This window comes from Sandarakinorhabdus sp. (genome assembly GCF_040398645.1).
Lineage (GTDB): Bacteria > Pseudomonadota > Alphaproteobacteria > Sphingomonadales > Sphingomonadaceae > Sandarakinorhabdus.
In genome coordinates this window covers 30,258-50,269 of record NZ_JBBATR010000004.1, presented here as the reverse complement: position 1 = coordinate 50,269, position 20,012 = coordinate 30,258, and the positions used below count along the sequence as shown (strand labels likewise).

The following is a 20,012-nucleotide window of genomic DNA, read 5'->3' as shown; positions in this document are numbered from 1 at the left end:
CGGGCCATGGCGTCCACCAGCAGCGGACGCCCGGCTTGCCGTGCAATATGGCCAGCGATTACAGCGGCATGGTTGAAGCCCCGCCGCCACAGCCGCCAGCGATGCGACGGCACCGGCACGATCACGGCATCGGCCGGCAATGGCCCGGCTGCCCGCAGCATCGCGCGCGCCATCAACCGCGCCAGATGCAATTGGCGGCCGTGTTTCAGCGCCAGCACCACCCGCCGTGCCGGCCCGCCATAGGCCAATGGCGCGCGGGCGCTCACAAACGCCGGCGGCTCGGCGAGGCAAGCCCCGCACAGCGCCAGCGCATCGCCATCATGCGGCAATGGGACGCCGCAGCAGGCACATTGCGGCGGGCCGAGATATTGCAGCGCAGCAAAGCACACCGGGCAAAACCGGTCATCACCGTCGACGATCTCGCTGCAACCGGGGCAACGCGGCGGCAACATGGCATCGATCACCATACGCACTGGCACGGTGATCAGGCGCAATGCCCAGGCAAGCGGCGCAAACATTTGCGTAACTTGCGCTTGCTGGTGCGGCCCGTAAAGAGTGGGGAATGACCGCGCTTGCTGATGCCACTGCCGATCGGCCGCTGTTTGATGCAGCGCTGCGCCGCCGCCGTCATGCCCGCGCGGCACCCGGCTTTGCTGCGGCTGCTTTTTTGCACGATCGCATGGCTGACGAGCTGCGTGAACGGGCAGCGATGATCGCGCGTCCATTTGCCAATGTGCTCGATCTGGGCGGCCCACGCCCGGTGTGGCCGGCAGCCGGCAATGGCGATGGCCTTGTGGTGCGCGCTGCGCTGGCCGCCTGCGCATGCGAACCAGCGGGCCGCGTGGTGGTTGCAGATGAAGATTATTTGCCTTTTGCTGACGCGAGTTTCGATCTGGTGGTTGCAGCCGGCAGCTTGGTAACGGTTCACGATCTGCCCGACGCACTGGCGGGCATATGCCGCGTGCTGCGCCCGGATGGGCTGTTCATGGCAGGCTTTGTTGGCGGCATGAGCCTTGTGGAGCTGCGCACCTGCCTGCTGGAGGCCGAAGCCGAGCTGACCGGCGGCGCCGGCCGTCACACGGCGCCGATGGTGGAGGCCAGTGCGGCGGCGGGCCTGCTGGCGCGCGCGGGCTTTGCCATGCCGGTGGCCGATGTTGACCGGGTGACGCTGCGCTATGCCAGCCTGTTTGGCCTGCTGGCTGATCTGGCCGCGATGGGGGCACGATCGGTGCTCGGTGAGCGCCGGCCGCTGCGCCGTGATGTGCTGATGGCCGCTGCCGCGCGCTTTGCGGCAATGGCCGATCCGGATGGCAAGACCGGCGTGACCATCGAGATCCTGCACGTTGCGGGCTGGGCGCCCGGCCCCGGCCAGCCGCAGCCCAAAGCGCGCGGCAGCGCCACGGCAAGCCTGGCCGCCGCATTGGGCAGCCGGGCATGATCACCCGCACGCGGCTTGCTGGCCTGCCGGGTTTCAGCTTAGGCTGATGCCATGCAGGCTGCCGCCACCTATCTGGTCGTGATCGAGGACAGCCCCGAAAGCCGGACGGCGATGCGCTACGCCGTGCTGCGTGCCGCGCATGTCGGCGCGGCGGTGCAATTGGTGGCCGTGGTGCGGCCAACCGAGTTTCTGCATTTTGGCGCCCTGCAAACCGCAATGGCAGCCGAGGCGCGCGCCGATGCCGATGCCATGCTGGCAGCGCAGGCGCAGGCGGCGGCGGCGCTATCAGGCGCGCTGCCGGCCACACGGGTGCTGCACGGCGATCCGGCAGCGGCGATCCTGGCCCATATCAAAGCCAATCCGGGCATCCGCGCGCTCGTGCTGGGCACCGCGGCGCGCGGGAACCCGGGCGCATTGGTTGGATTCTTCGCCGGCGAAGCGGCCAGCAGCCTGCCGTGCATCCTGATGCTGGTGCCTGGCGGGCTTGATCCGGACCGTATCGCCACCCTGGCGTAACGTGCTCGCCGCAATCCCGGATTAATATGGTCTGATTTAGCTTGAAGCGTCTGCCTGCTTGCGGCATAGCTTCGCTTATATCCCGCAGAACAACGTTCGCGCAAAGGTGCCAGCCAATGTTCATCGAAACCGAACAGACCCCCAATCCATTGACACTTATGTTTCGTCCTGGACGCACGGTGACCGGCAGTGAGAGCGTGGATTTCGCCAATGCCGATGCGGCCGAAGCGTCGCCGCTGGCGGCGGCGCTGTTTGCGCTCGGTGATGTGGACCGGGTGTTCTTCGGCCATGATTTTGTGTCGGTCACGCGCAACCCGGCCGGTAGTGAATGGCTCGGGCTGAAGCCGCAGATCCTTGGTGTGCTTGTTGATCATTTCAGCAGCGGCGCACCCTTGCTGACAGCTGGTTTTGCTGCCGGCCAAGCCGCGACCGGCTTTGACGATGATCCGGCCGATGCTGATATCGTGCTGCAAATTCGCGAATTGATCGAAACCCGGGTGCGCCCGCAGGTTGCCGAAGATGGCGGCGATATCGTCTATCGCGGTTTTAAGCAGGGCACTGTGTTTCTGGAAATGCAGGGCGCCTGTTCCGGTTGCCCATCGAGCACGATGACCCTGAAAATGGGGATTGAATCCTTGCTGAAATATTATGTTCCCGAAGTCACCGACGTGCGGGCGATCTGAGATGGCCGGCACCCCGCTTCCGGCCGATGCACTGGCGCAGCTGTTTGGTGACGCGCGCACCTATTATACCTGGGACGATACCCCGGTAGCTCAGGATGATCTGCGGCAGCTATATGATCTGCTGAAAATGGGGCCAACATCGGCCAATGCCAGCCCGGCGCGTTTTGTATTCTGTCATTCGGATGTTGCGCGCCAACAGCTGGCGGCATGTGTCAGCCCGGCCAACCAACCCAAAGTGTTAGCCGCGCCGGTAACGGTGGTCATCGGCTTTGACCGCGAATTTTACGAAAAGCTTCCTGAGTTGTTCCCGCACGCCGATGCCCGGTCATGGTTCAACCAGAACGAAGCGCTGGCCCGCGAAACTGCCTTTCGCAATTCGTCGTTGCAAGCAGCCTGGCTGATCATGGCGGCGCGGGCGCTGGGCTGGGATACCGGGCCGATGTCGGGCTTTGACAAGGCCGCTGTTGATGCGGCGTTCTGGGCGGGCACCACGGTGGAGACCAACCTGATCTGTTCGCTAGGCAAGGGCACGCCGGCCGGCTTGTTTGCGCGGCTGCCGCGGCTTTCCTTTGAGGATGCGGCCCGCATCCTGTAACGGCGGTTCGTGACCACCCAGCCCCTATTGCTTGCCATTTCGACATCATCGCCGGCGCTGTCGATTGCGCTGGTGGCGGGTGATGTTGTGCTGGCCCGCCGGCATGAAGTGATTGGCCGCGGCCATGCCGAGGCGCTGGTGCCGGCAATTGCCAACTTGCTGACGGGGCATGCGCTGCCGCATGCCGTTTTGGTTGATATCGGGCCGGGCAGTTACACGGGCATCCGTATCGGCATTGCCGCGGCGCGCGCGCTGGGGCTGGCCTGGCAGGTGCCCGTGCACGGTATATCCGGCCTTTCGCTGGTTGCTGCGCAGGCATTCGCCGCTGAACGGCAGCTTGATGCAGTCTTGGCCGTCATCGATGCCGGCCGCGGCCAGGCGGCTGGTGCTGCCGTATTGCGCGGCGGTGTGGCGGCGCCGGCGGCTGTATTGGCTGTTGCGCCGGCCGGCATTGCCGCCGCCGGAGCCGGCGTGCAATTGCTGACGGATGCGCCGCCGTCCGTGCACGATTGCCATCCCGATGCTGGTTTTGCTGGGCTGGTGCCAGAAGAAATCTGGGGTCAGCCGACAGCGCTTTACCTCGGCGATTGAGCCTCTTATGGCGGGCCGGTGACCGCCGCCCTTGCAATTGTCCCGGCTGATGAGCGCCATCTCGATGCGATGATGCTGGTCATGCAGGCAGCCTTTGATCCGCGTTACGGCGAAGCCTGGACGGCGGCGCAGTTGGCGGCAACCATGGCAATGCCCGGCTGCTGGGGGCGGCTGGCCCTGATTGATGAAGCCGCAATCGGGTTCAGCCTGTGCCGCGCCGCAGCAGACGAAGTCGAGCTGTTGTTGATCGCTGTTGCACCGCAGCAACGCCGCACTGGTTCGGGCACGCGCCTGTTGCTGCGTGCGCAGGAAGATGCATTGTTGCGCGGTTGCAGTCATTTGTTTTTGGAAGTGCGCGAAGATAATGACGCGGCACGTTATCTATACAGGTCGGCGGGCTTTGCCGAAATTGGCCAGCGGCCGTCCTACTATGCCGGCAAGGATGGCAGCCACCGCGGTGCCATTACAATGCGTTTTGGACTGGATAAATTGACTTTGTGACAGTTTTTTGTTGCATCGCTGTCAACAAAGGCCCACGGAGAACCGCGCAGAACTAGGGAGCTGCGTAATCCTGGGGTCAAAGGACGAGATCATGACAGATAGTTTAAATTCTCATACTGAATTGCTTGCATTAACTGCTGATATCGTTGCGTCGCATTTTGCGAACAACACTGTTACGCCTGCAGATGTGCCTGGCGTAATCGAAAGTGTTTATGCGACACTGTCGCGCCTTGGCACCGCGGTAGCGCCGCCGCCGCCGAAGCAGGAGCCGTTTGTTGCAATTCGCTCTTCGATCAAGCCGGATTTCATTGTCTGCCTTGAAGATGGCAAGAAGCTGAAGATGCTCAAGCGTCACCTGATGACGCGCTATGGCATGACGCCGGACGATTATCGCACCAAGTGGGGCCTGTCGGCTGATTATCCGATGGTTGCACCAAATTATGCCGAACAGCGCCGCACGCTTGCCAAATCGATTGGCCTGGGCACCAAGCGCACCGCCAAGCCGCGCGGCCGCCCGCGGAAAAATCCACTGGTCTAAACCTATTCGGTCGGACACTTCGTCCCCGCGCAGCCAGTGGTTGCGCGGGGATGGGCGCTGTTTGATTTATCTGCCAAGCACGGCTGTGCGCCTCGGCGTCGCATTCGCCTGCTTGCTACGGCCGGCCATGCCTCCTACACGTGTAACAGCGCTTGCGGCAGCTTGCGCAAGTGGGAGAGCGGGATGGGCGAGCCGATCGACATCGAGGCTTTGTGCCTGAAAAAGGGCCTGCGGATCACCGAGCAGCGGCGCGTTATTGCGCGCGTGTTGAGCGAAGTGACCGACCACCCCGACGTCGAAGCACTGCATCGCCGGGTTGCGCAGGTTGATCCGCGCATTTCCATTGCCACCGTTTACCGAACCGTGAAACTGTTCGAAGAGTCCGGCATATTGGAACGCCACGAATTCCAGGGCGGCCGTTCGCGCTACGAAACCGTGGCCGATGAGCATCATGATCATCTGATTGATATCGATACCGGCGCTGTAATCGAGTTTCACGATCCGGAACTCGAGGAACTGCAGCGCCGCATCGCCGAGCGCCTCGGCTATCGTCTTGTTGATCACCGCATGGAGCTTTATGGCCAGGCGATCAAACCGGCCAAATAAAGCCTTGCTGGCGCAGCGGCGGGCCCCGGCGGCCCGGCGTCTGGCCCGGATGCGCACGGCGCTGGGCACGGCTGTCACGGTTGCAGCCACCGTGCCTGCCGAAGCGATGTTGCGCATGATCACGCTGCGCAATCGGCCCTATCTGCCGATCTGGTTCCACCGCGGCCTGTCGCGTGCCATGGGCGTTGTCATTCGCACCCATGGCCGCCCGGCGGCGCGCAGCCGTGTGCTGTTTGTGGTCAATCATCTGTCGTGGTCGGATATTCCGGTGCTCGGCGCGCGCATTCGCGGCAGCTTTGTTGCCAAATCCGAAGTGGCCGGCTGGGGCCCGGTCGGCTGGTTGGCCAGCTTTGCGCACACGGTGTACGTCGCGCGCGATCGGCGCCACAGTGCCAATATCCAGAAAAACGAAATAGGCGATCGGCTGCGGGCAGGCGGCAACATCATCCTGTTTCCCGAAGGCACCAACAGCGACGGCACCGGCGTGCTGCCGTTCAAATCATCGCTGTTTGCCGTGGTTGCCGATGTGCCGGGCGTGACAATCCAGCCGGTAACGCTGGCCTACACGCGCATCAATGGCGTGCCGGTCACGCGGGGCGATCTGCCTGATCTGGCCTGGGTGGGGGATACGCAATTGGCCCCGCACGCGCTGGGCTTCATCGGGCTGGGGCAGGTGACGGCCGAGATCATCTTTCATCCCGCCATCGATCCAGCCGCTTGGCCCGATCGCAAGGCGCTGGCCCGCCATTGCCATCTGGTAATCGCCGCCGGCTATCGCCGCTTGATGCGCGGTCATGGCCCCGGCGAAGGATGATGACCGTGGCCGGCAAAGCGGTTATGCACGGAACATTAGTTTTGGAGACTCCTGCGCCCGTGTTGCCCCCCAACGTGTTGCCCCCTGAAATGCCCGCTCAGCCGAAGCCCGGCCGTTATCATGTCAAGTCGTTCGGATGTCAGATGAATGTCTATGACAGCGAGCGGATGGGTGACGTGCTGGCAGCGCAGGGCATGACCGAAGTGGACACGCCCGAGGCCGCTGATGTGGTGGTGCTCAATACCTGCCACATCCGTGAGCGGGCTGCGGAAAAGCTTTATTCGGATATTGGCCGCCTGCGCCGCCCGCGCGCCGATGGCAGCCGGCCCACGATTGTTGCGGCGGGCTGCGTGGCACAGGCCGAAGGTCCGGAAATCGCCGCGCGCGCGCCCGATGTGGATGTGATCGTCGGCCCGCTGGCTTATCACCGCCTGCCACAATTGCTGCAACGCGCCCGCACCGGCCGCGTGATCGATATCGATATGCCGCCGGTGCCGAAATTCGATGCGCTGCCGGCACGGCGCACAGGGCAGGCCAGCGCCTTTTTGACAGTGCAGGAAGGCTGCGACAAGTTTTGCACCTTTTGTGTGGTGCCCTACACACGCGGGCCGGAAACCAGCCGGCCGGCCGCCGATCTGGTTGGCGAAGCCTGTGCTCTGGTGGCACGCGGCGTGCGCGAAATCACGCTGCTTGGCCAGAATGTGAACGCCTATGCCGGCGGGCTGTCGCTGTCGGGCTTGATCCGGGAACTGGCGCAGATCGATGGGCTGGCGCGCATCCGCTACACCACCAGCCACCCGCGTGACATGGAAGGCAGCGGCGGCGATGATCTGATCGCGGCCCATGCGCAGGTGCCCAAGCTGATGCCGTACATGCATCTGCCCGTGCAATCGGGATCGAGCCGCATCCTGAAGGCGATGAACCGCGCCCATACCCGCGCATCCTATCTGGCAACACTTGCGCGTGTGCGTGCGGCACGGTCGGATATCGCCCTGTCCGGCGATTTCATCGTCGGCTTTCCCGGTGAAACCGAGGCGGATTTTCAGGAAACACTGTCGATCGTGCATGACGTGCAATATGCGGCGGCCTTCAGCTTCAAATACAGCGTGCGGCCCGGCACTCCTGCGGCCCAGATGCCGGATCAGGTGCCCGAAGCAATCAAGGATGAACGGCTGGCGCGGCTGCAGGCGGCGATCACGGCTGGCAGCCTGGCGTTCAACCAGGCCAGTGTTGGCCGGCGCTGCACAGTGCTGCTGGAACGGCCGGGCCGCAAGCCGGGCCAGTTGATCGGCAAGACGCCGTGGCTGCAATCGGCTGTTTTGGCGGTGCCGGGCGCCGCAATCGGGGATCTGGTGGAGGTGGAGATCGTGTCAGCAATGCCAAACAGTGTCGAAGCCGTACCCTTCACTCAAAGCCAGGTGGCCTGATGGGCCGGCGTCCCAATCGCGGTTCGGGCACGCCCGGTCCTGCCGACCGAGTCAAGCTGGAAATCCAGTTCGACAAAGTGCAGCTGCTTGGTGCGCTGTTTGGCCAATATGATCAAAATCTGATCGCACTCGAAGGCCAGCTGGGCGTGTATATCAGCGCGCGCGGCAACCGTGTGGTCGTGGAAGGCCAAGCCGATGCCGCTGCCCGCACCCGCGATGTGCTCACCAGCCTGTATGCCCGGGTGCTGAAGGGTGACAATATCGACACCGGTGACGTGATCGGCGCCGTCGCGCTGGCATCGGAACCGATGCTGGAAGGCCTGTTGCACGCCGATACCGGTCCGCCCGCCACCGCCGCCATCCGCACCCGCCGCAAGACCATCGTGGCGCGTTCGCCCACGCAGGTGCGCTACATCGAAGCCCTCGGGTCATCCGATGTGATTTTTGCGCTCGGCCCGGCGGGCACTGGCAAGACCTATCTGGCGGTGGCGCAAGCGGTCAGCCAGTTGATATCGGGATCGGTTGACCGGCTGATCCTGTCACGCCCGGCTGTGGAAGCCGGCGAGCGGCTGGGTTTCCTGCCCGGTGATATGAAGGAAAAGGTCGATCCCTATCTGCGCCCGCTTTATGATGCGCTGTACGATATGCTGCCAGCCGAGCAGGTGGAGCGGCGGCTGGCATCGGGCGAGATCGAGGTGGCGCCGCTGGCCTTCATGCGCGGCCGCACGCTGGCCAATGCCTTCATCATCCTTGATGAAGCGCAGAATACCACGCCGCTGCAGATGAAGATGTTCCTGACTCGCTTTGGCGAACGCAGCCGCATGGTGATCTGCGGCGATCCCAATCAGGTCGATCTGCCGGTGCCGGGATCGTCCGGGCTGATCGATGCCGTGCGCCGCCTTGATGGCGTGGAAGGCATCGCCTGCTTGCGCTTTTCGGTGCGCGAAGTGGTGCGCCATCCTATCGTGGGCCGCATTGTCGAGGCCTATGAAGGCCCGGCGCAGGACGGCTGATGCTGGTTGTCGAAACCGATATCATTGCCGGCAATTGGCCATCCGGGCCGGATTGGCCGGCTGTGGCCCGCGCGGCGGTCGCGGCAGCGGTTGCCCAAACCCCGCAAGCCGATCTGGACAGCGCGGTGATGGCCATCGAAGTGGCCGTGCGCCTGACCGATGACGGCGAAGTCCATACGCTCAACCGCCAGTATCGCGGCAAGGACAAGCCAACCAATATCCTGTCGTTTCCGATGCTTAGCGCCGATATGCTGGTGCAAATGGCCAACACCGATGACGGCGAAGTGCTGCTTGGTGATCTGGTGCTGGCTGCCGAGACGGTGCAGCGCGAAGCCGAAGCGAAAGCCTGGACACCCGAACAATATGTGGCCCATCTGATTGTGCATGGCACCCTGCACCTGTTAGGCTATGATCACGAAGACAATGAGGCTGCGGCCGATCATATGGAGGCGTTGGAACGTGCGGCATGCGCACAGTTGCATTTGCCGGATCCCTATGACGCCTGAGCGACGAAGGACAACTAGTCATCATGCCTGACGGCGACAGTAGCGGCGATAGCCATGGCCGGTTGCGGGGAAGAGGCTGGTGGCGGCAAATGCGCCATCTGTTCAACCGGGCCCAGGAACCCAGCCTGCGCGAAAGCCTGGAAGAAGCCATCGACGAAGCCGAAGACGCCGTTCCCACCGGCGGGCCAAGCGACGACCTTGGCCCCGTAGAGCGCGCGATGTTGCGAAACATGCTGCATTTGAGTGACGGTTGCGCTGGCGATATTGCGGTGCCGCGAACCGATATGGTCACTTTCGATATCGATCACGGCTTTGCAGCGCTGGTGGCGATGTTCCGCGATGCCGGTCATAGCCGCATGCCGGTCTGGCGCGGCACCCGCGACAACATCATCGGCATGGTGCACATCAAGGATGTCTATGTCCGTATTGCCGACACGTTCAGCGACAAGGTCAGTTCAGCGCCGTTGCTCGATCTCGCCATCGAGCCTTTGCTCCGCGAAGTGCTGTTCGTGCCGGCCCCGATGGCAATCGTCGACCTGCTGGCGCGGATGCGCGCCGGCCGCACCCACATGGCGATCATCATCGATGAATATGGCGGCGTGGACGGACTGATCACCATCGAGGATCTGGTCGAGGAAATCGTAGGCGATATCGAGGATGAGCATGATGAAGCGGCCGCAGCGCTGATCCAGGAAGTGGGCGACGGCCTGTGGGAAGCCGATGCGCGCCTGCCGATCACCGATCTGGAACAGACATTGGGCATGCCGCTTGCCGATGACGCGGTAGGCATCGATGTCGATACGCTGGGCGGTTTGGTGTTCATGCTTGCCGGCCGTGTGCCCGCTCCCGGCGAAAGCGTCGATCACCCCGCTGGCTGGCGAATCGAAGTGATCGATGGCGATCCGCGCATGGTGAAGCGGCTGCGGATACAGACGCTGGCGGCCTGATCGGCACTTTGCCGGCTGGAGGCAGCTTGTTAAGCGTTCAGCCGCGCGATCCGAACAGCGCGCTGCCCACCCGCACCACCGTCGAGCCGAGCAGCGCGGCGGTTTCGTAATCGCTCGACATGCCCATCGACAGGCCGGCCAGCCCCAGCCGTTTTGCGTGTTCGGCGAGCAAGGCGAAATATGGACCGGGTTCGATGTCGGCTGGCGGCACACACATCAGGCCAGCGATATCCAGGCCGGCATGGCGCGCTTGATCGAGCAGGGCAGGCAGATCGGCCAGCGCGCAGCCGCCCTTTTGGGCTTCATCGCCGATATTGGCTTGCAAATAACAGGCTGGGCGCTTGCCGGTGGCAGCCTGCGCCTTGCCGAGCGCCGCAACCAGGGACGGGCGATCGACACTGTGGATCACGCTGAACAAGGCGATGGCTTCGGCGGCCTTGTTCGATTGCAATTGGCCAACCAGATGCAGAACGATGCCCGGCGTGTGCGTTTGCAGGGCCGGCCACTTGGCCCCCGCTTCTTGCACACGGTTTTCACCGAAATGGCGCTGCCCGGCGGCTATCAGTGGTTCGATGGCATCGGCAGCAAAGGTTTTGGACACCGCCACCAGCAGCGGCGCATCGGCGCGGCCAGCACTAGCGCAGGCGCGCCGGATGCCAGCCTGCACAGCGGCGAGCCGATCAGCAGCGTCCATGGGATCAGAACGCGATGTTCGTGCCGAAATATACCGCCTGATCGTCGCGATCGGGCAGCACGAGGCTTGGTGCCTCTGGCGCCAGGCGATAGCGCAGCCCACCGGTAACCGACAGGCGCGGCGCGAAGCGATAGGCGCCGCCCAATTCGAGGGAATAGCGCCGCGTCAAAGGCGCAAATGCCAGCGGCTGGCTTTGTTCGGCGGTGCCTTCCAGACGGGTGCGCCAATTGCGGCCGCCATAGGACAAGCCAAGGTTGATCGCGTCCGTCATCCGGCCGGCCAACGGCGACGCCAGCACAGGTTCGGCATGGCTATAGCCGGTGTTGAGCGCAAAGCCCTGCCAGCCCACCGAAAGATTGAGACCAAAGCTGTCAGGTACCATCAGTGTGCTGAATGGTGCGTTTGTCTTCGACTTGTCGGCTGTTGGCGCCGTCACGCGCGTGGCCAGCCCCAGAGAAAGCGCACCGCGGCTATCGGCCCGGCCGGATGGCGTGAAACGAAAATTGTTTGCCAGGGACGTCGGCAGCGCCGGCGCGCCGGGCGCTGTGAAAACAAATTGACCGGGTGTGCCCAGTTTTGTCTGGAATGGCGTGATCGGCACATCCTCGGTCAACCGGGCCTTTGCCCCGCGCGCAGTTGGCTTTGCTGCATCGACAGGTGCCGCGATACCAGCGCACAGTCCAGCGGCCACCAGCACCGTTAAGGTGCGCGGTGCCACCGTGCGCGGCTTAGCCGCCGAATCGCGCCACATGGTCATCGCAGCCTCCTAACAATAGACGGCGTCCAAGCCCATATGACTTTGGACGTATATGGCAGTTGAACGGCACCGATTGGGTGGTTTTGCGCAGCCTGTGGCGACAAGCCCACACCTTGGCCCACACTTGGCCAGCAGGCCGCGCTATTAGCGCGTCGGTCGGGCTTGGCGCGAGCGGTGCAACATGCCAATAAGCAGCCCGAGCCGGCTTTCAGGACGGCGCGCGAATGAAGGACTTGCCATGCGGCGCATAGCGACTTTGGTAGTGTTGACGTCACTTGCGGTGCTGGCGCCAGCGTGCGGCCGCAAGGGGCCCAAGCTGGCGGCAGAAGCTCCGCCGCGCGTTACCACGCTGGGTATAAACGCTTATTTGTGGCGCGCGGCGCTTGATACGATCGGCTTCATGCCGCTGGCGCAGGTTGATTCGAACGGCGGCGTGATCATCACGGATTGGTATGTGTCACCGCAAAGCGCCAATGAGCGCGTGCGTGTCACCATCACCGTGCTCGATACCGAATTGCGCGCCGATGCCGTAAAGGTGAATGTGCAGCGCCAGACGCTGGCCGCCGCGGGCTGGGCCGATGCAGGCGTGCGCGCCGGCACCGTGCAACGCCTGGAGGAAACAATGCTGTCCAAAGCGCGCGATCTGCGGCGCAGCAGCATGGCACCCGTGCGCTGATCCAACCTGCTCATAACCTTGAGAAAGTCCGGAACGCCGTCGTGCCACGTTTTGACCATCAGGCCGCCGAGGCGCGCTGGCAGGCGATCTGGGCCGAGCGGCAATGCTTTGTGGCGCGCGACGACAGCCCCAAACCCAAATCCTATGTGCTGGAAATGTTTCCCTATCCATCGGGGCGCGTACACATGGGCCATGTCCGTAACTACACCATGGGCGATGTCGTAGCGCGCACGCGCCGCGCTCAGGGCTTTGAAGTGCTGCATCCGATGGGCTGGGATGCCTTTGGCATGCCGGCCGAAAATGCCGCGATCGAGAAGGGCGTGCACCCTGGCGCGTGGACCCGCGCCAACATCGCAGCCATGCGCGCCCAGTTGCAGCGCATCGGTTTTGCATTTGATTGGAGCCGCGAACTCGCCACCTGCGAGCCGGATTATTATGGCCAGGAACAGGCGCTGTTTCTCGATCTGCTGGCGGCCGGCCTGGTGTACCGCAAGGACGCTGCGGTCAATTGGGACCCAGTCGACATGACTGTGCTGGCCAACGAGCAAGTGATCGACGGCCGCGGCTGGCGGTCAGGCGCGCTGGTTGAACGGCGCAAGCTGAGCCAGTGGTTCCTGAAGATCACCGATTTCGCCGACGATCTGGTGGAAGGACTTGCCGGTTTGCACGAGTGGCCAGAAAAAGTGCGGCTGATGCAGGAAAACTGGATCGGGCGCTCAACCGGTCTGAGGTTCACCTTCCAGATCACCGATGGCGGCAGCTTCGATGTGTTCACCACGCGGCCTGATACGCTGTTTGGTGCGAGCTTCGCTGCGATTGCTGCGGATCATCCGATCGCGGCGCGCTGCGCTGAAAACAATGCGGCGCTGGCGGCCTTTATCGAGGAATGCCGGACGGGCGGCACCGCCGCAGCTGAAATTGAAACCCAGGAAAAGCGCGGCTTTGATACCGGGCTCAGCGTGGTGCATCCGCTCGATCCGGCGCTGTTGCTGCCTGTGTTTGTCGCCAATTTCGTGCTGATGGACTATGGCACTGGTGCGCTGTTTGGCTGCCCGGCGCATGACCAGCGCGATCTGGATTTTGCCCGGCGTTACCAGTTGCCGGTGCCGCGCGTGGTTGCACCGGCTGGCGACGAGCAGGCCGCCATCGGAACCGAAGCCTATACCGGCTCCGGCCTGATGGTGAACAGCCGCTGGCTCGACGGCATGAGCGCTGCAGATGCGCGCGCAGCGGTGATTGCACGGGCAGAGGCTGAAGGTTGGGGCGAAGCGGTTACCCAATATCGCTTGCGCGATTGGGGCGTGTCACGCCAGCGCTACTGGGGCACGCCCATTCCTATCGTGCACTGTGATAACTGCGGCGCGGTGCCGGTGCCCCGCGCGGAATTGCCGGTGATCCTGCCAGAAGACGTCACACTCGATTTGCCCGGCAATCCGCTGGACCGGCACCCGACGTGGAAACATGTGCCCTGCCCCAGCTGCGGCAAGCCGGCGCGGCGCGAAACCGATACGCTGGATACCTTCACAAATTCATCGTGGTATTTCATCCGCTTTGCCAGTGCGCCGGCTGACCGACCGTTCGATCCGGCCGTGGCAGCCGCCTGGTTGCCCGTCGACCAGTATATCGGCGGTGTGGAGCATGCCATCCTGCATCTTCTTTATGCCCGATTCTGGACCAGGGCGTTGCAGCGCATCGGGCATCTGGATGTGGCTGAGCCGTTCGCTGGGCTGTTCACGCAAGGCATGGTCACCCACGAAACCTACAGCCGGGCGCAGGGTGAAGGCGCGGCACCGTTGTGGTTTGCGCCTGAAGATATCGATCGCACCGCTGATGGTGCCACCCTGAAGGCCGACGGCGGCGCTGTGGATGTTGGCCGGGTCATCAAGATGTCGAAATCGAAGAAGAATGTCGTCGATCCCGATCATATTCTGGGTCGTTACGGCGCCGATGCCGTGCGCTGGTTCATGCTGTCCGATTCACCGCCCGAGCGTGACCTGGCTTGGTCGGAAAGCGGTATCGATGGTGCCTGGCGCTTCATCCAGCGCGTGTGGCGCCTGGCCGAAGAGCAGGTGGCCGCCACGGATGGCGCTGATGACGCCAAAGTTGATCGGGCAGTGCACCGCACCATCGCGGCGATGACCACCGACATTGATCGTTTGCAGTTCAACAAGGCTGTGGCCCGGCTGTATGAGTTGGTGGCGGCGCTGGAACGCGCGCCGTCTGGCCCCAGCCGCCGTGCCGGCGTTGTCACCCTGCTGCAGCTGGTAGCGCCGATGGCTCCGCATTTGGCGGAGGAGGCCTGGGCGCTGCTCGGTCACGATGGTTTGGTGTGCGATGCGGCTTGGCCTCAGGCCGATCCGGCGCTGCTGGTGGACGATGAAGTCACCATTGCGGTGCAGGTGAATGGCAAGCTCAAAGGCAATTTCACGGCGGCCAAGGGCAGTGACACGGCGGCGCTGGAGGGTATGGCGCTGGCCTTGGCAAATGTGCAGCGCAGCCTTGATGGTGCTGCGCCGCGCAAGATCATCGTGGTGCCTGATCGCTTGGTGAACATCGTTGCGTGATACCAGCCTTGCCGCAGCCTTGCTCGCCGCGCTTGCGGTGGCTGGTTGCAGTTTGCGGCCGGTTTATTCCGGCGGCGAGGCATCGGCGCCGGCCAGCCTGATGGCGGACATTAGCATCGCGCCCATCCCGGAGCGTGCTGGCTTTTTGGTGCATCAAGCGCTCGAAGAGCAATTGGGCCGGTCGGTAGCAGCGCCGCATTACCGGCTTGAAGTCGCGCTGGATGACAGGATCACGGCGTTCGGCCTGCGCGGTGATTCGTCGGCAGCGCGCGAACGGCGCACGCTGCGGGCCCGATACCGGCTCGTTGAAACCGCCACAGGGCAGGTCCTGCTGGATGACACGGCGGGGGCGGATGCGGGCATTGATCGTGTCAGTTCCAACTATGCAGTGGTGGCTGCTGAGAATGCCGCGTTGGACCGGCTTTGCGTGGATATCGCCCGGCAGATACGCGCGCGGCTGGCCCGCCATTCCCGTGCTGCGCCGAAATAAGCCGCAATGAAGGCCGATCCCGGCCGCATCGCCAGCATGGTCCGGGCCTGGCCATCGGAAGTGCGGCTGATCTTGTTGTTTGGGCCGGATGGTTCGGCTTCACGTGATCTGGCCGCCCAAGTGGTGGCTGGCGTTGCCGCCGGCAGCCTGACCGTTCTGGACGGGGCCAGTCTGAAGCATGATCCGCAGGCGCTGCTCAGCGCTGCAACCAGCCTGTCGATGTTTGGCGACACTGAATTGGTGCGCGTAGATGGGATCGATGAAGCAGCCTTGCCAGCTGTTGCGGCGCTTCTGTCGGGCCCGGCCGGGCATCCGGTGCTTGCCGTGGCCGGCGATCTCAAGCCGGCCAATAAGCTGCGCCAGCTTGCTGAAAAACACGCTGCTGTTGCCGCTTGCGCGCAATATGAAGCCACTGCGCGTGATGCGCCAAAGCTGGCCGGCGATATGGCAATGCCGCTCGGACTGCGATTGGAACGAGGTGTTGCGGAGGTGCTATTTGAATCGGCGGCAGGTGACCGGCAGGTGATGCGCTGTGAACTGGAGAAATATGCGCTTTACAAGGATGCCGCACCAGATCGGCCGCAGCGGCTGGACCATGGCGATTTGGCGGTGCTGGGCATCGCGAGCAGCGACGCAGAATTGCAGGCGCCGATCCTTGCCATTTCATCGGGTGATCTCGTCGACGCTACCACATTGCTCGCACGGATGCCGGATGGGACGGCGATTCCGCTTTTGCGCGCGCTCGAACGACGGTTGACTCAACTCGTGGCCTTGCGTGCGCAGGTTGATGCCGGTCGCAGCCCGGCGGAGGTTGTGGAGGCGGCGGGGCGATCGATTTTCTTTCGAGAAAAACAGTATTTTATCAAAGTGCTGAGCTTGTGGACCCAAGAACGCCTAGCGCGCGCAATGGCCGATGTGCTCGCTGCGGAACGTGCTGTGAAAACCAGCGGCGGTCTGGCAGATATGGGCGCACACGCCGCGCTGCTGGTGATCACCCGGCGCGTGGCAGCCGCCTCCCGCCGCCGCTGATCAGCGGTTTGGATTGGCGGCGGCGATCAGCCAACGCCTAGGCGCGCGCACAGAACATCCAGCTGATCAAGATCGGCAAACCTGATGGTGAGGCTGCCACTGGACGCGCCGGAAGCAACCTGAAGGGCAACCGGCATGCCTAGTGCCTCTCCCAATTGGGCTTCGAGGGCTTCACTGTTAGGATCCGAGGCGGCCTGTCTCGCGGGCTGGCTGGGCTTGGCTCGGCCTTTGGCCATCCGTTGCTCCAGAGCGCGCACAGAAAGGCCTTCCCGAAGCACGGCCTGCGCCAAGGTGTCAGCGTCGGCCGCGCCAACCAGCGCTCGGGCGTGGCCCATCGCCAAAGTGCCTGTTTCCACCATGGCCTGCAGCGTGTCTGGCAGGTCAAGCAAGCGCAGCAAATTGGTGATGTGGCTGCGGGACTTGCCAACAATGTCGGCGAGGACAGCCTGGGTGTGGCCATGCTCAGCGATCAGGCGGTGATAAGCGCGCGCCTCTTCTATGGCATTGAGATCAGCGCGCTGAACATTCTCGATGAGCGCAATTTCAGATACTTGCCGGTCATCCAGCGGCCGCACCACCACCGGCATTTCGTGCAAGCCGACCGCCTGCGCAGCTCGCCAGCGCCGTTCGCCGGCAACAATCTGGTGGCGCCCGGCATGGGGGCGCACCAAGATCGGCTGTAGAATACCGTGTGCGCGAACCGAAGCGACCAGTTCGGCCATGGCTTGCTCGTCAAATCGCCGGCGTGGTTGATCCGGATTGGCGCTGATATCGGCCACTGGCAGGCGCACCACGCCGGGCGCATTGGCTTGCGGCAGTGACGAAATGTCGTCTAGCAAGGCGGAGAGCCCGCGACCCAGACCAGATTTCTTCTTGTTTTCAACCATCATATCTCTCTGTTATTCAGCCGGAGTCAGCGCCGGCGCCTGGAGCCCGATGCGGGCAAGCAATTCGCGGGCCAGCGCGACATAGGCCTCCGATCCAGAACAGCGGCTATCATAGATGAGCGCGGGCAAGCCATGGCTGGGCGCTTCAGATAGGCGCACGTTGCGCGGCACCATTGTTTGCAGCACCTTGGCCCCCATGACAGCGCGGACATCATCACAGACTTGATCCGACAAGCGGTTCCTGCGATCGACCATGGTCAGCACGATACCAAGCAAGCTCAGGCGCGGGTTTAGACCTGCCTTGACACGATCGATGGTACCAAGCAGCTGGGACAGGCCTTCAAGTGCAAAAAACTCGCTTTGCAACGGCACCAGCACGCTGTCTGCGGCGACAAGAGCATTGACAGTCAGCAGACCAAGCGAAGGCGGGCAATCAATCAGCATGAAATCATGATCGCTCTGGCCCGACAGAGCATCAAACAGCCGGTGCGTCCGTCGGTCAGTGGCGACTAGCTCCACCTCGGCACCAGACAGCGCGGAAGTTGCGGGGATCAGCGCCAATCCAGGAACCGCGGTTGGCTTGATCACCTCATCGAAATTGCTGTCACCGATCAGCAGCTCATAAAGCGAGGGCGAGCGATCACGGCGACCAACGCCCAAACCGGTGGAGGCATTGCCTTGCGGATCGCTGTCAATCACCAGCACGCGCTTGCCAATGGCCGCCAGCGCGGTGGCCAGGTTGACGGCAGTGGTGGTTTTCCCAACACCGCCTTTCTGATTGGCAATGGCAATTATCATCGGCGTTTCACCCTAGTGGCCACCACGATATTGGCGGCAGAATCGGTGCGGCTTGCTACCAGCTGATAATCAAAGTGGAAGTGTGCGGCGGCGCTGGCAAGCTCTTCCTGCACGCGGGCACCTTTTGGCAGTATCCAGCGCGTGCGCGGTCCAGCAAAACGCAGGCCCCAGTCAAACAGAGTATCCAGCGATGCTGCCGCTCGCGCTGTGATGATATCGAATCGCTGTGACGCCATGTTTTCGATGCGGACGTTCGCTACGGCGATCTGTGTGTTGGTGCCGGTTTCCGTTGCGACGCAGCTGAGAAAGTGGCATTTTTTAGTGATTGATTCCACGAGGGTGAGCTGGGCTGCCGGATCAAGGATCGCGAGGACAAGCCCAGGAAAGCCGGCGCCCGCCCCAATATCCAGCCAGCGCTGGCCAGTGCCGGCAATAGGCAACAGTTGGGCTGAGTCGCGGAAGTGTCGGTTCCAGATCAGGGGCAAGGTTGATGGACCAACGAGGTTCATCCGCTGCTGCCAATCAGCAAGCAGGTTGGCGTAGCAATAAAGCTTCGCCATTGTTTCACGTGAAACATCAAATTCGGCCGCAAATTCTGCTCGCTCGGGATCGGGCTCCGCATCCATCAGGCTGCACGCCGGCTTGCAAGCGGCAACAAAGCCATGAGCGCGGCCGGCGTAACGCCAGGAACGCGGCTTGCGGCGCCAATACTTAGTGGGCGCGTTTTGCTGAACCGCTCTATCATTTCGTGCGACAAGCCGGGCACCTGACTGAAATCCAGATCGGCCTGCAAGCGCAAGCCTTCATCACGGCGGAGTGCAGCGACGCCGGCGTCCTGGCGAGCCACATAGGCCGCATAACTCGCGTCCACGGCAAGGCTGGCCAGCAGATCGTCAGAAAACTCGTCCAATTGCGGACATATTTGGCGAATGGCAGCAAGTGAGACGGCTGGAAAGCGCAGCCATTCAAACAGGCTGCGCGCTTCGCCATCCTGCCGCACGCTGATACCGTGCGCTACCAATTGGTGCGGTGTGGCTGTCGCGCTGTTCAGCTGTAACAGTGCACGATCACGTGCTGCTGCTTCAAGAGCAAAGTGTTCAGCCTGTGAACCGCCCACGAGATCAAGAGACACGCCAACCGCAGTCAGCCGCTGTTCAGCGTTATCCGCCCGCAACCGCAAACGAAACTCGGCGCGGCTGGTAAACATTCGATATGGCTCGGTCACGCCATGAGTGATCAGATCGTCAATCATCACGCCGATATAGGCCTCTGTGCGATCAACGGAGAGCGCGGGTAGGCCCAGCGCATGGGCAGCAGCATTGGCGCCCGCCACCAACCCCTGCGCCGCAGCCTCTTCATACCCGGTGGTGCCGTTTATCTGCCCGGCCAGAAACAGCCCGTCGATGTCCTTGGTGGCGAGCGTTGCCGTCAATGCCCGTGGATCAACATGATCATACTCGATGGCGTAGCCCGGCCGCAGGATCTTTGCGCGTTCGAGTCCGTAGACTGTCCGAATGAACAGCTCTTGCACGGCCTGCGGCAACGATGTGGACAGTCCGTTTGGGTAGATGTGAATGTCATTATAGCCCTCGGGCTCAAGAAATATCTGATGGCCATCACGGTCGCCAAAGCGCACGACCTTGTCCTCGATGGAAGGGCAGTATCGCGGACCCACGGAATTGATATGTCCGCCGTACAAGGCTGATTCGCCAAGATGCTTGCGAATTATATCGTGGGTGCGGGTGTTTGTACGCGTGATTGCGCACGGCAAGGGAGGACGCTGGTTGACCTCGCTATGCCGGCTAAGCTGTGGATCATCTATGTCGCCATGCTGCCAATCCAGCGCTGCCCAATCAATGCTTCTGCCGTCCAGCCTGGCGGGCGTTCCGGTTTTCAGGCGGCTCACAGGCAGTCCAAGGGCGCGCAACGCAGCGCCGAGATC

General features: G+C 62.9%; 24 protein-coding genes. 17 read left to right on the top strand and 7 right to left on the bottom strand.

Annotated features, from left to right (window positions below; genetic code table 11):
- A partial coding sequence (locus ABWP50_RS01835; RefSeq protein WP_353216279.1) for a ComF family protein occupies nt 1-518 on the bottom strand: 518 nt, incomplete at its 3' end.
- A 44-nt stretch (nt 519-562) separates the two neighbouring features.
- Here ABWP50_RS01835 and ABWP50_RS01830 point away from each other — a divergent pair.
- From ABWP50_RS01830 to ABWP50_RS01770, 13 genes are all read left to right on the top strand, one after another.
- Nucleotides 563-1,438 carry a class I SAM-dependent methyltransferase gene (locus tag ABWP50_RS01830; protein ID WP_353216278.1) on the top strand — a complete coding sequence of 292 codons (876 nt, stop codon included), beginning with the start codon at nt 563-565 and terminating at the stop codon, nt 1,436-1,438.
- Between the two features lie 51 nt (nt 1,439-1,489).
- Entirely contained in the window at nt 1,490-1,954 is a 465-nt protein-coding gene (locus ABWP50_RS01825) for a universal stress protein (protein ID WP_353216277.1), read from the top strand.
- 116 nt (nt 1,955-2,070) lie between these two features.
- Nucleotides 2,071-2,637: a NifU family protein gene (locus tag ABWP50_RS01820; protein WP_353216276.1), complete on the top strand. Its 567-nt coding sequence runs from the start codon at nt 2,071-2,073 to the stop codon at nt 2,635-2,637.
- 1 nt (nt 2,638) lies between these two features.
- Nucleotides 2,639-3,232: a malonic semialdehyde reductase gene (locus ABWP50_RS01815; protein ID WP_353216275.1), complete on the top strand. Its 594-nt coding sequence runs from the start codon at nt 2,639-2,641 to the stop codon at nt 3,230-3,232.
- Between the two features lie 9 nt (nt 3,233-3,241).
- The gene (gene tsaB / locus ABWP50_RS01810; protein WP_353216274.1) at nt 3,242-3,823 is read left to right on the top strand and encodes a tRNA (adenosine(37)-N6)-threonylcarbamoyltransferase complex dimerization subunit type 1 TsaB; all 582 of its coding nucleotides are present in this window, start codon (nt 3,242-3,244) and stop codon (nt 3,821-3,823) included.
- Nucleotides 3,824-3,841: 18 nt separating this feature from the next.
- Nucleotides 3,842-4,324: a ribosomal protein S18-alanine N-acetyltransferase gene (gene rimI / locus ABWP50_RS01805; protein WP_353216273.1), complete on the top strand. Its 483-nt coding sequence runs from the start codon at nt 3,842-3,844 to the stop codon at nt 4,322-4,324.
- Between the two features lie 91 nt (nt 4,325-4,415).
- Nucleotides 4,416-4,862 (top strand): Ros/MucR family transcriptional regulator, encoded by a 447-nt coding sequence (locus ABWP50_RS01800; RefSeq protein ID WP_353216272.1) that lies wholly within the window; start codon nt 4,416-4,418, stop codon nt 4,860-4,862.
- Nucleotides 4,863-5,045: 183 nt separating this feature from the next.
- Nucleotides 5,046-5,468, top strand: coding sequence for a Fur family transcriptional regulator (locus tag ABWP50_RS01795; RefSeq protein ID WP_353216322.1), 423 nt, complete (start codon nt 5,046-5,048; stop codon nt 5,466-5,468).
- Between the two features lie 115 nt (nt 5,469-5,583).
- Nucleotides 5,584-6,282 (top strand): lysophospholipid acyltransferase family protein, encoded by a 699-nt coding sequence (locus ABWP50_RS01790; RefSeq protein ID WP_353216271.1) that lies wholly within the window; start codon nt 5,584-5,586, stop codon nt 6,280-6,282.
- A gap of 89 nt (nt 6,283-6,371) precedes the next feature.
- A complete protein-coding gene (gene miaB / locus ABWP50_RS01785; protein ID WP_353216270.1) occupies nt 6,372-7,709 on the top strand; it encodes a tRNA (N6-isopentenyl adenosine(37)-C2)-methylthiotransferase MiaB in 1,338 nt (445 codons plus the stop codon).
- Nucleotides 7,709-8,722, top strand: a complete 1,014-nt coding sequence (locus tag ABWP50_RS01780) for a PhoH family protein (protein ID WP_353216269.1) — start codon at nt 7,709-7,711, stop codon at nt 8,720-8,722. Before miaB ends, ABWP50_RS01780 begins: the two co-directional genes overlap by 1 nt.
- On the top strand, nt 8,722-9,228 hold the full coding sequence (gene ybeY, locus ABWP50_RS01775) for an rRNA maturation RNase YbeY (RefSeq protein ID WP_353216268.1): 507 nt from the start codon (nt 8,722-8,724) through the stop codon (nt 9,226-9,228). Before ABWP50_RS01780 ends, ybeY begins: the two co-directional genes overlap by 1 nt.
- Before the next feature lie 89 nt (nt 9,229-9,317).
- Complete coding sequence (locus tag ABWP50_RS01770; protein WP_353216267.1) at nt 9,318-10,175, top strand: hemolysin family protein; 858 nt, start codon at nt 9,318-9,320, stop codon at nt 10,173-10,175.
- Between the two features lie 37 nt (nt 10,176-10,212).
- Here the strand turns inward: ABWP50_RS01770 and ABWP50_RS01765 are convergent, their stop codons facing one another.
- The gene (locus ABWP50_RS01765) at nt 10,213-10,869 is read right to left on the bottom strand and encodes a YggS family pyridoxal phosphate-dependent enzyme (RefSeq protein ID WP_353216266.1); all 657 of its coding nucleotides are present in this window, start codon (nt 10,867-10,869) and stop codon (nt 10,213-10,215) included.
- Nucleotides 10,870-10,873: 4 nt separating this feature from the next.
- Nucleotides 10,874-11,626 carry a hypothetical protein gene (locus tag ABWP50_RS01760; protein ID WP_353216265.1) on the bottom strand — a complete coding sequence of 251 codons (753 nt, stop codon included), beginning with the start codon at nt 11,624-11,626 and terminating at the stop codon, nt 10,874-10,876.
- Nucleotides 11,627-11,864: 238 nt separating this feature from the next.
- Here ABWP50_RS01760 and ABWP50_RS01755 point away from each other — a divergent pair, with 238 nt between their 5' ends.
- Genes ABWP50_RS01755 through ABWP50_RS01740 form a run of 4 tightly spaced genes read left to right on the top strand, consistent with a single transcriptional unit; the run spans nt 11,865 to nt 16,385 of the window.
- Nucleotides 11,865-12,302 carry a DUF3576 domain-containing protein gene (locus tag ABWP50_RS01755; protein WP_353216264.1) on the top strand — a complete coding sequence of 146 codons (438 nt, stop codon included), beginning with the start codon at nt 11,865-11,867 and terminating at the stop codon, nt 12,300-12,302.
- 41 nt (nt 12,303-12,343) lie between these two features.
- A complete protein-coding gene (leuS, locus tag ABWP50_RS01750; protein WP_353216263.1) occupies nt 12,344-14,866 on the top strand; it encodes a leucine--tRNA ligase in 2,523 nt (840 codons plus the stop codon).
- Nucleotides 14,859-15,356 carry an LPS assembly lipoprotein LptE gene (gene lptE, locus ABWP50_RS01745; protein ID WP_353216262.1) on the top strand — a complete coding sequence of 166 codons (498 nt, stop codon included), beginning with the start codon at nt 14,859-14,861 and terminating at the stop codon, nt 15,354-15,356. The genes leuS and lptE overlap by 8 nt, the downstream gene beginning before the upstream one ends.
- Before the next feature lie 6 nt (nt 15,357-15,362).
- Nucleotides 15,363-16,385: a DNA polymerase III subunit delta gene (locus tag ABWP50_RS01740; RefSeq protein ID WP_353216261.1), complete on the top strand. Its 1,023-nt coding sequence runs from the start codon at nt 15,363-15,365 to the stop codon at nt 16,383-16,385.
- Nucleotides 16,386-16,411: 26 nt separating this feature from the next.
- On the opposite strand, the gene ABWP50_RS01735 is transcribed toward ABWP50_RS01740, so the two are convergent.
- The 4 genes from ABWP50_RS01735 to ABWP50_RS01720 form a co-directional block, all read right to left on the bottom strand.
- A complete protein-coding gene (locus tag ABWP50_RS01735) occupies nt 16,412-17,272 on the bottom strand; it encodes a ParB/RepB/Spo0J family partition protein (protein WP_353216321.1) in 861 nt (286 codons plus the stop codon).
- Nucleotides 17,273-17,284: 12 nt separating this feature from the next.
- On the bottom strand, nt 17,285-18,070 hold the full coding sequence (locus tag ABWP50_RS01730; protein WP_353216260.1) for a ParA family protein: 786 nt from the start codon (nt 18,068-18,070) through the stop codon (nt 17,285-17,287).
- Nucleotides 18,067-18,696, bottom strand: a complete 630-nt coding sequence (rsmG, locus tag ABWP50_RS01725; protein ID WP_353216259.1) for a 16S rRNA (guanine(527)-N(7))-methyltransferase RsmG — start codon at nt 18,694-18,696, stop codon at nt 18,067-18,069. The genes ABWP50_RS01730 and rsmG overlap by 4 nt, the downstream gene beginning before the upstream one ends.
- On the bottom strand, nt 18,696-20,012 hold a 1,317-nt coding region (locus tag ABWP50_RS01720), incomplete at its 5' end, for an FAD-dependent oxidoreductase (RefSeq protein ID WP_353216258.1). The genes rsmG and ABWP50_RS01720, both read right to left, overlap by 1 nt.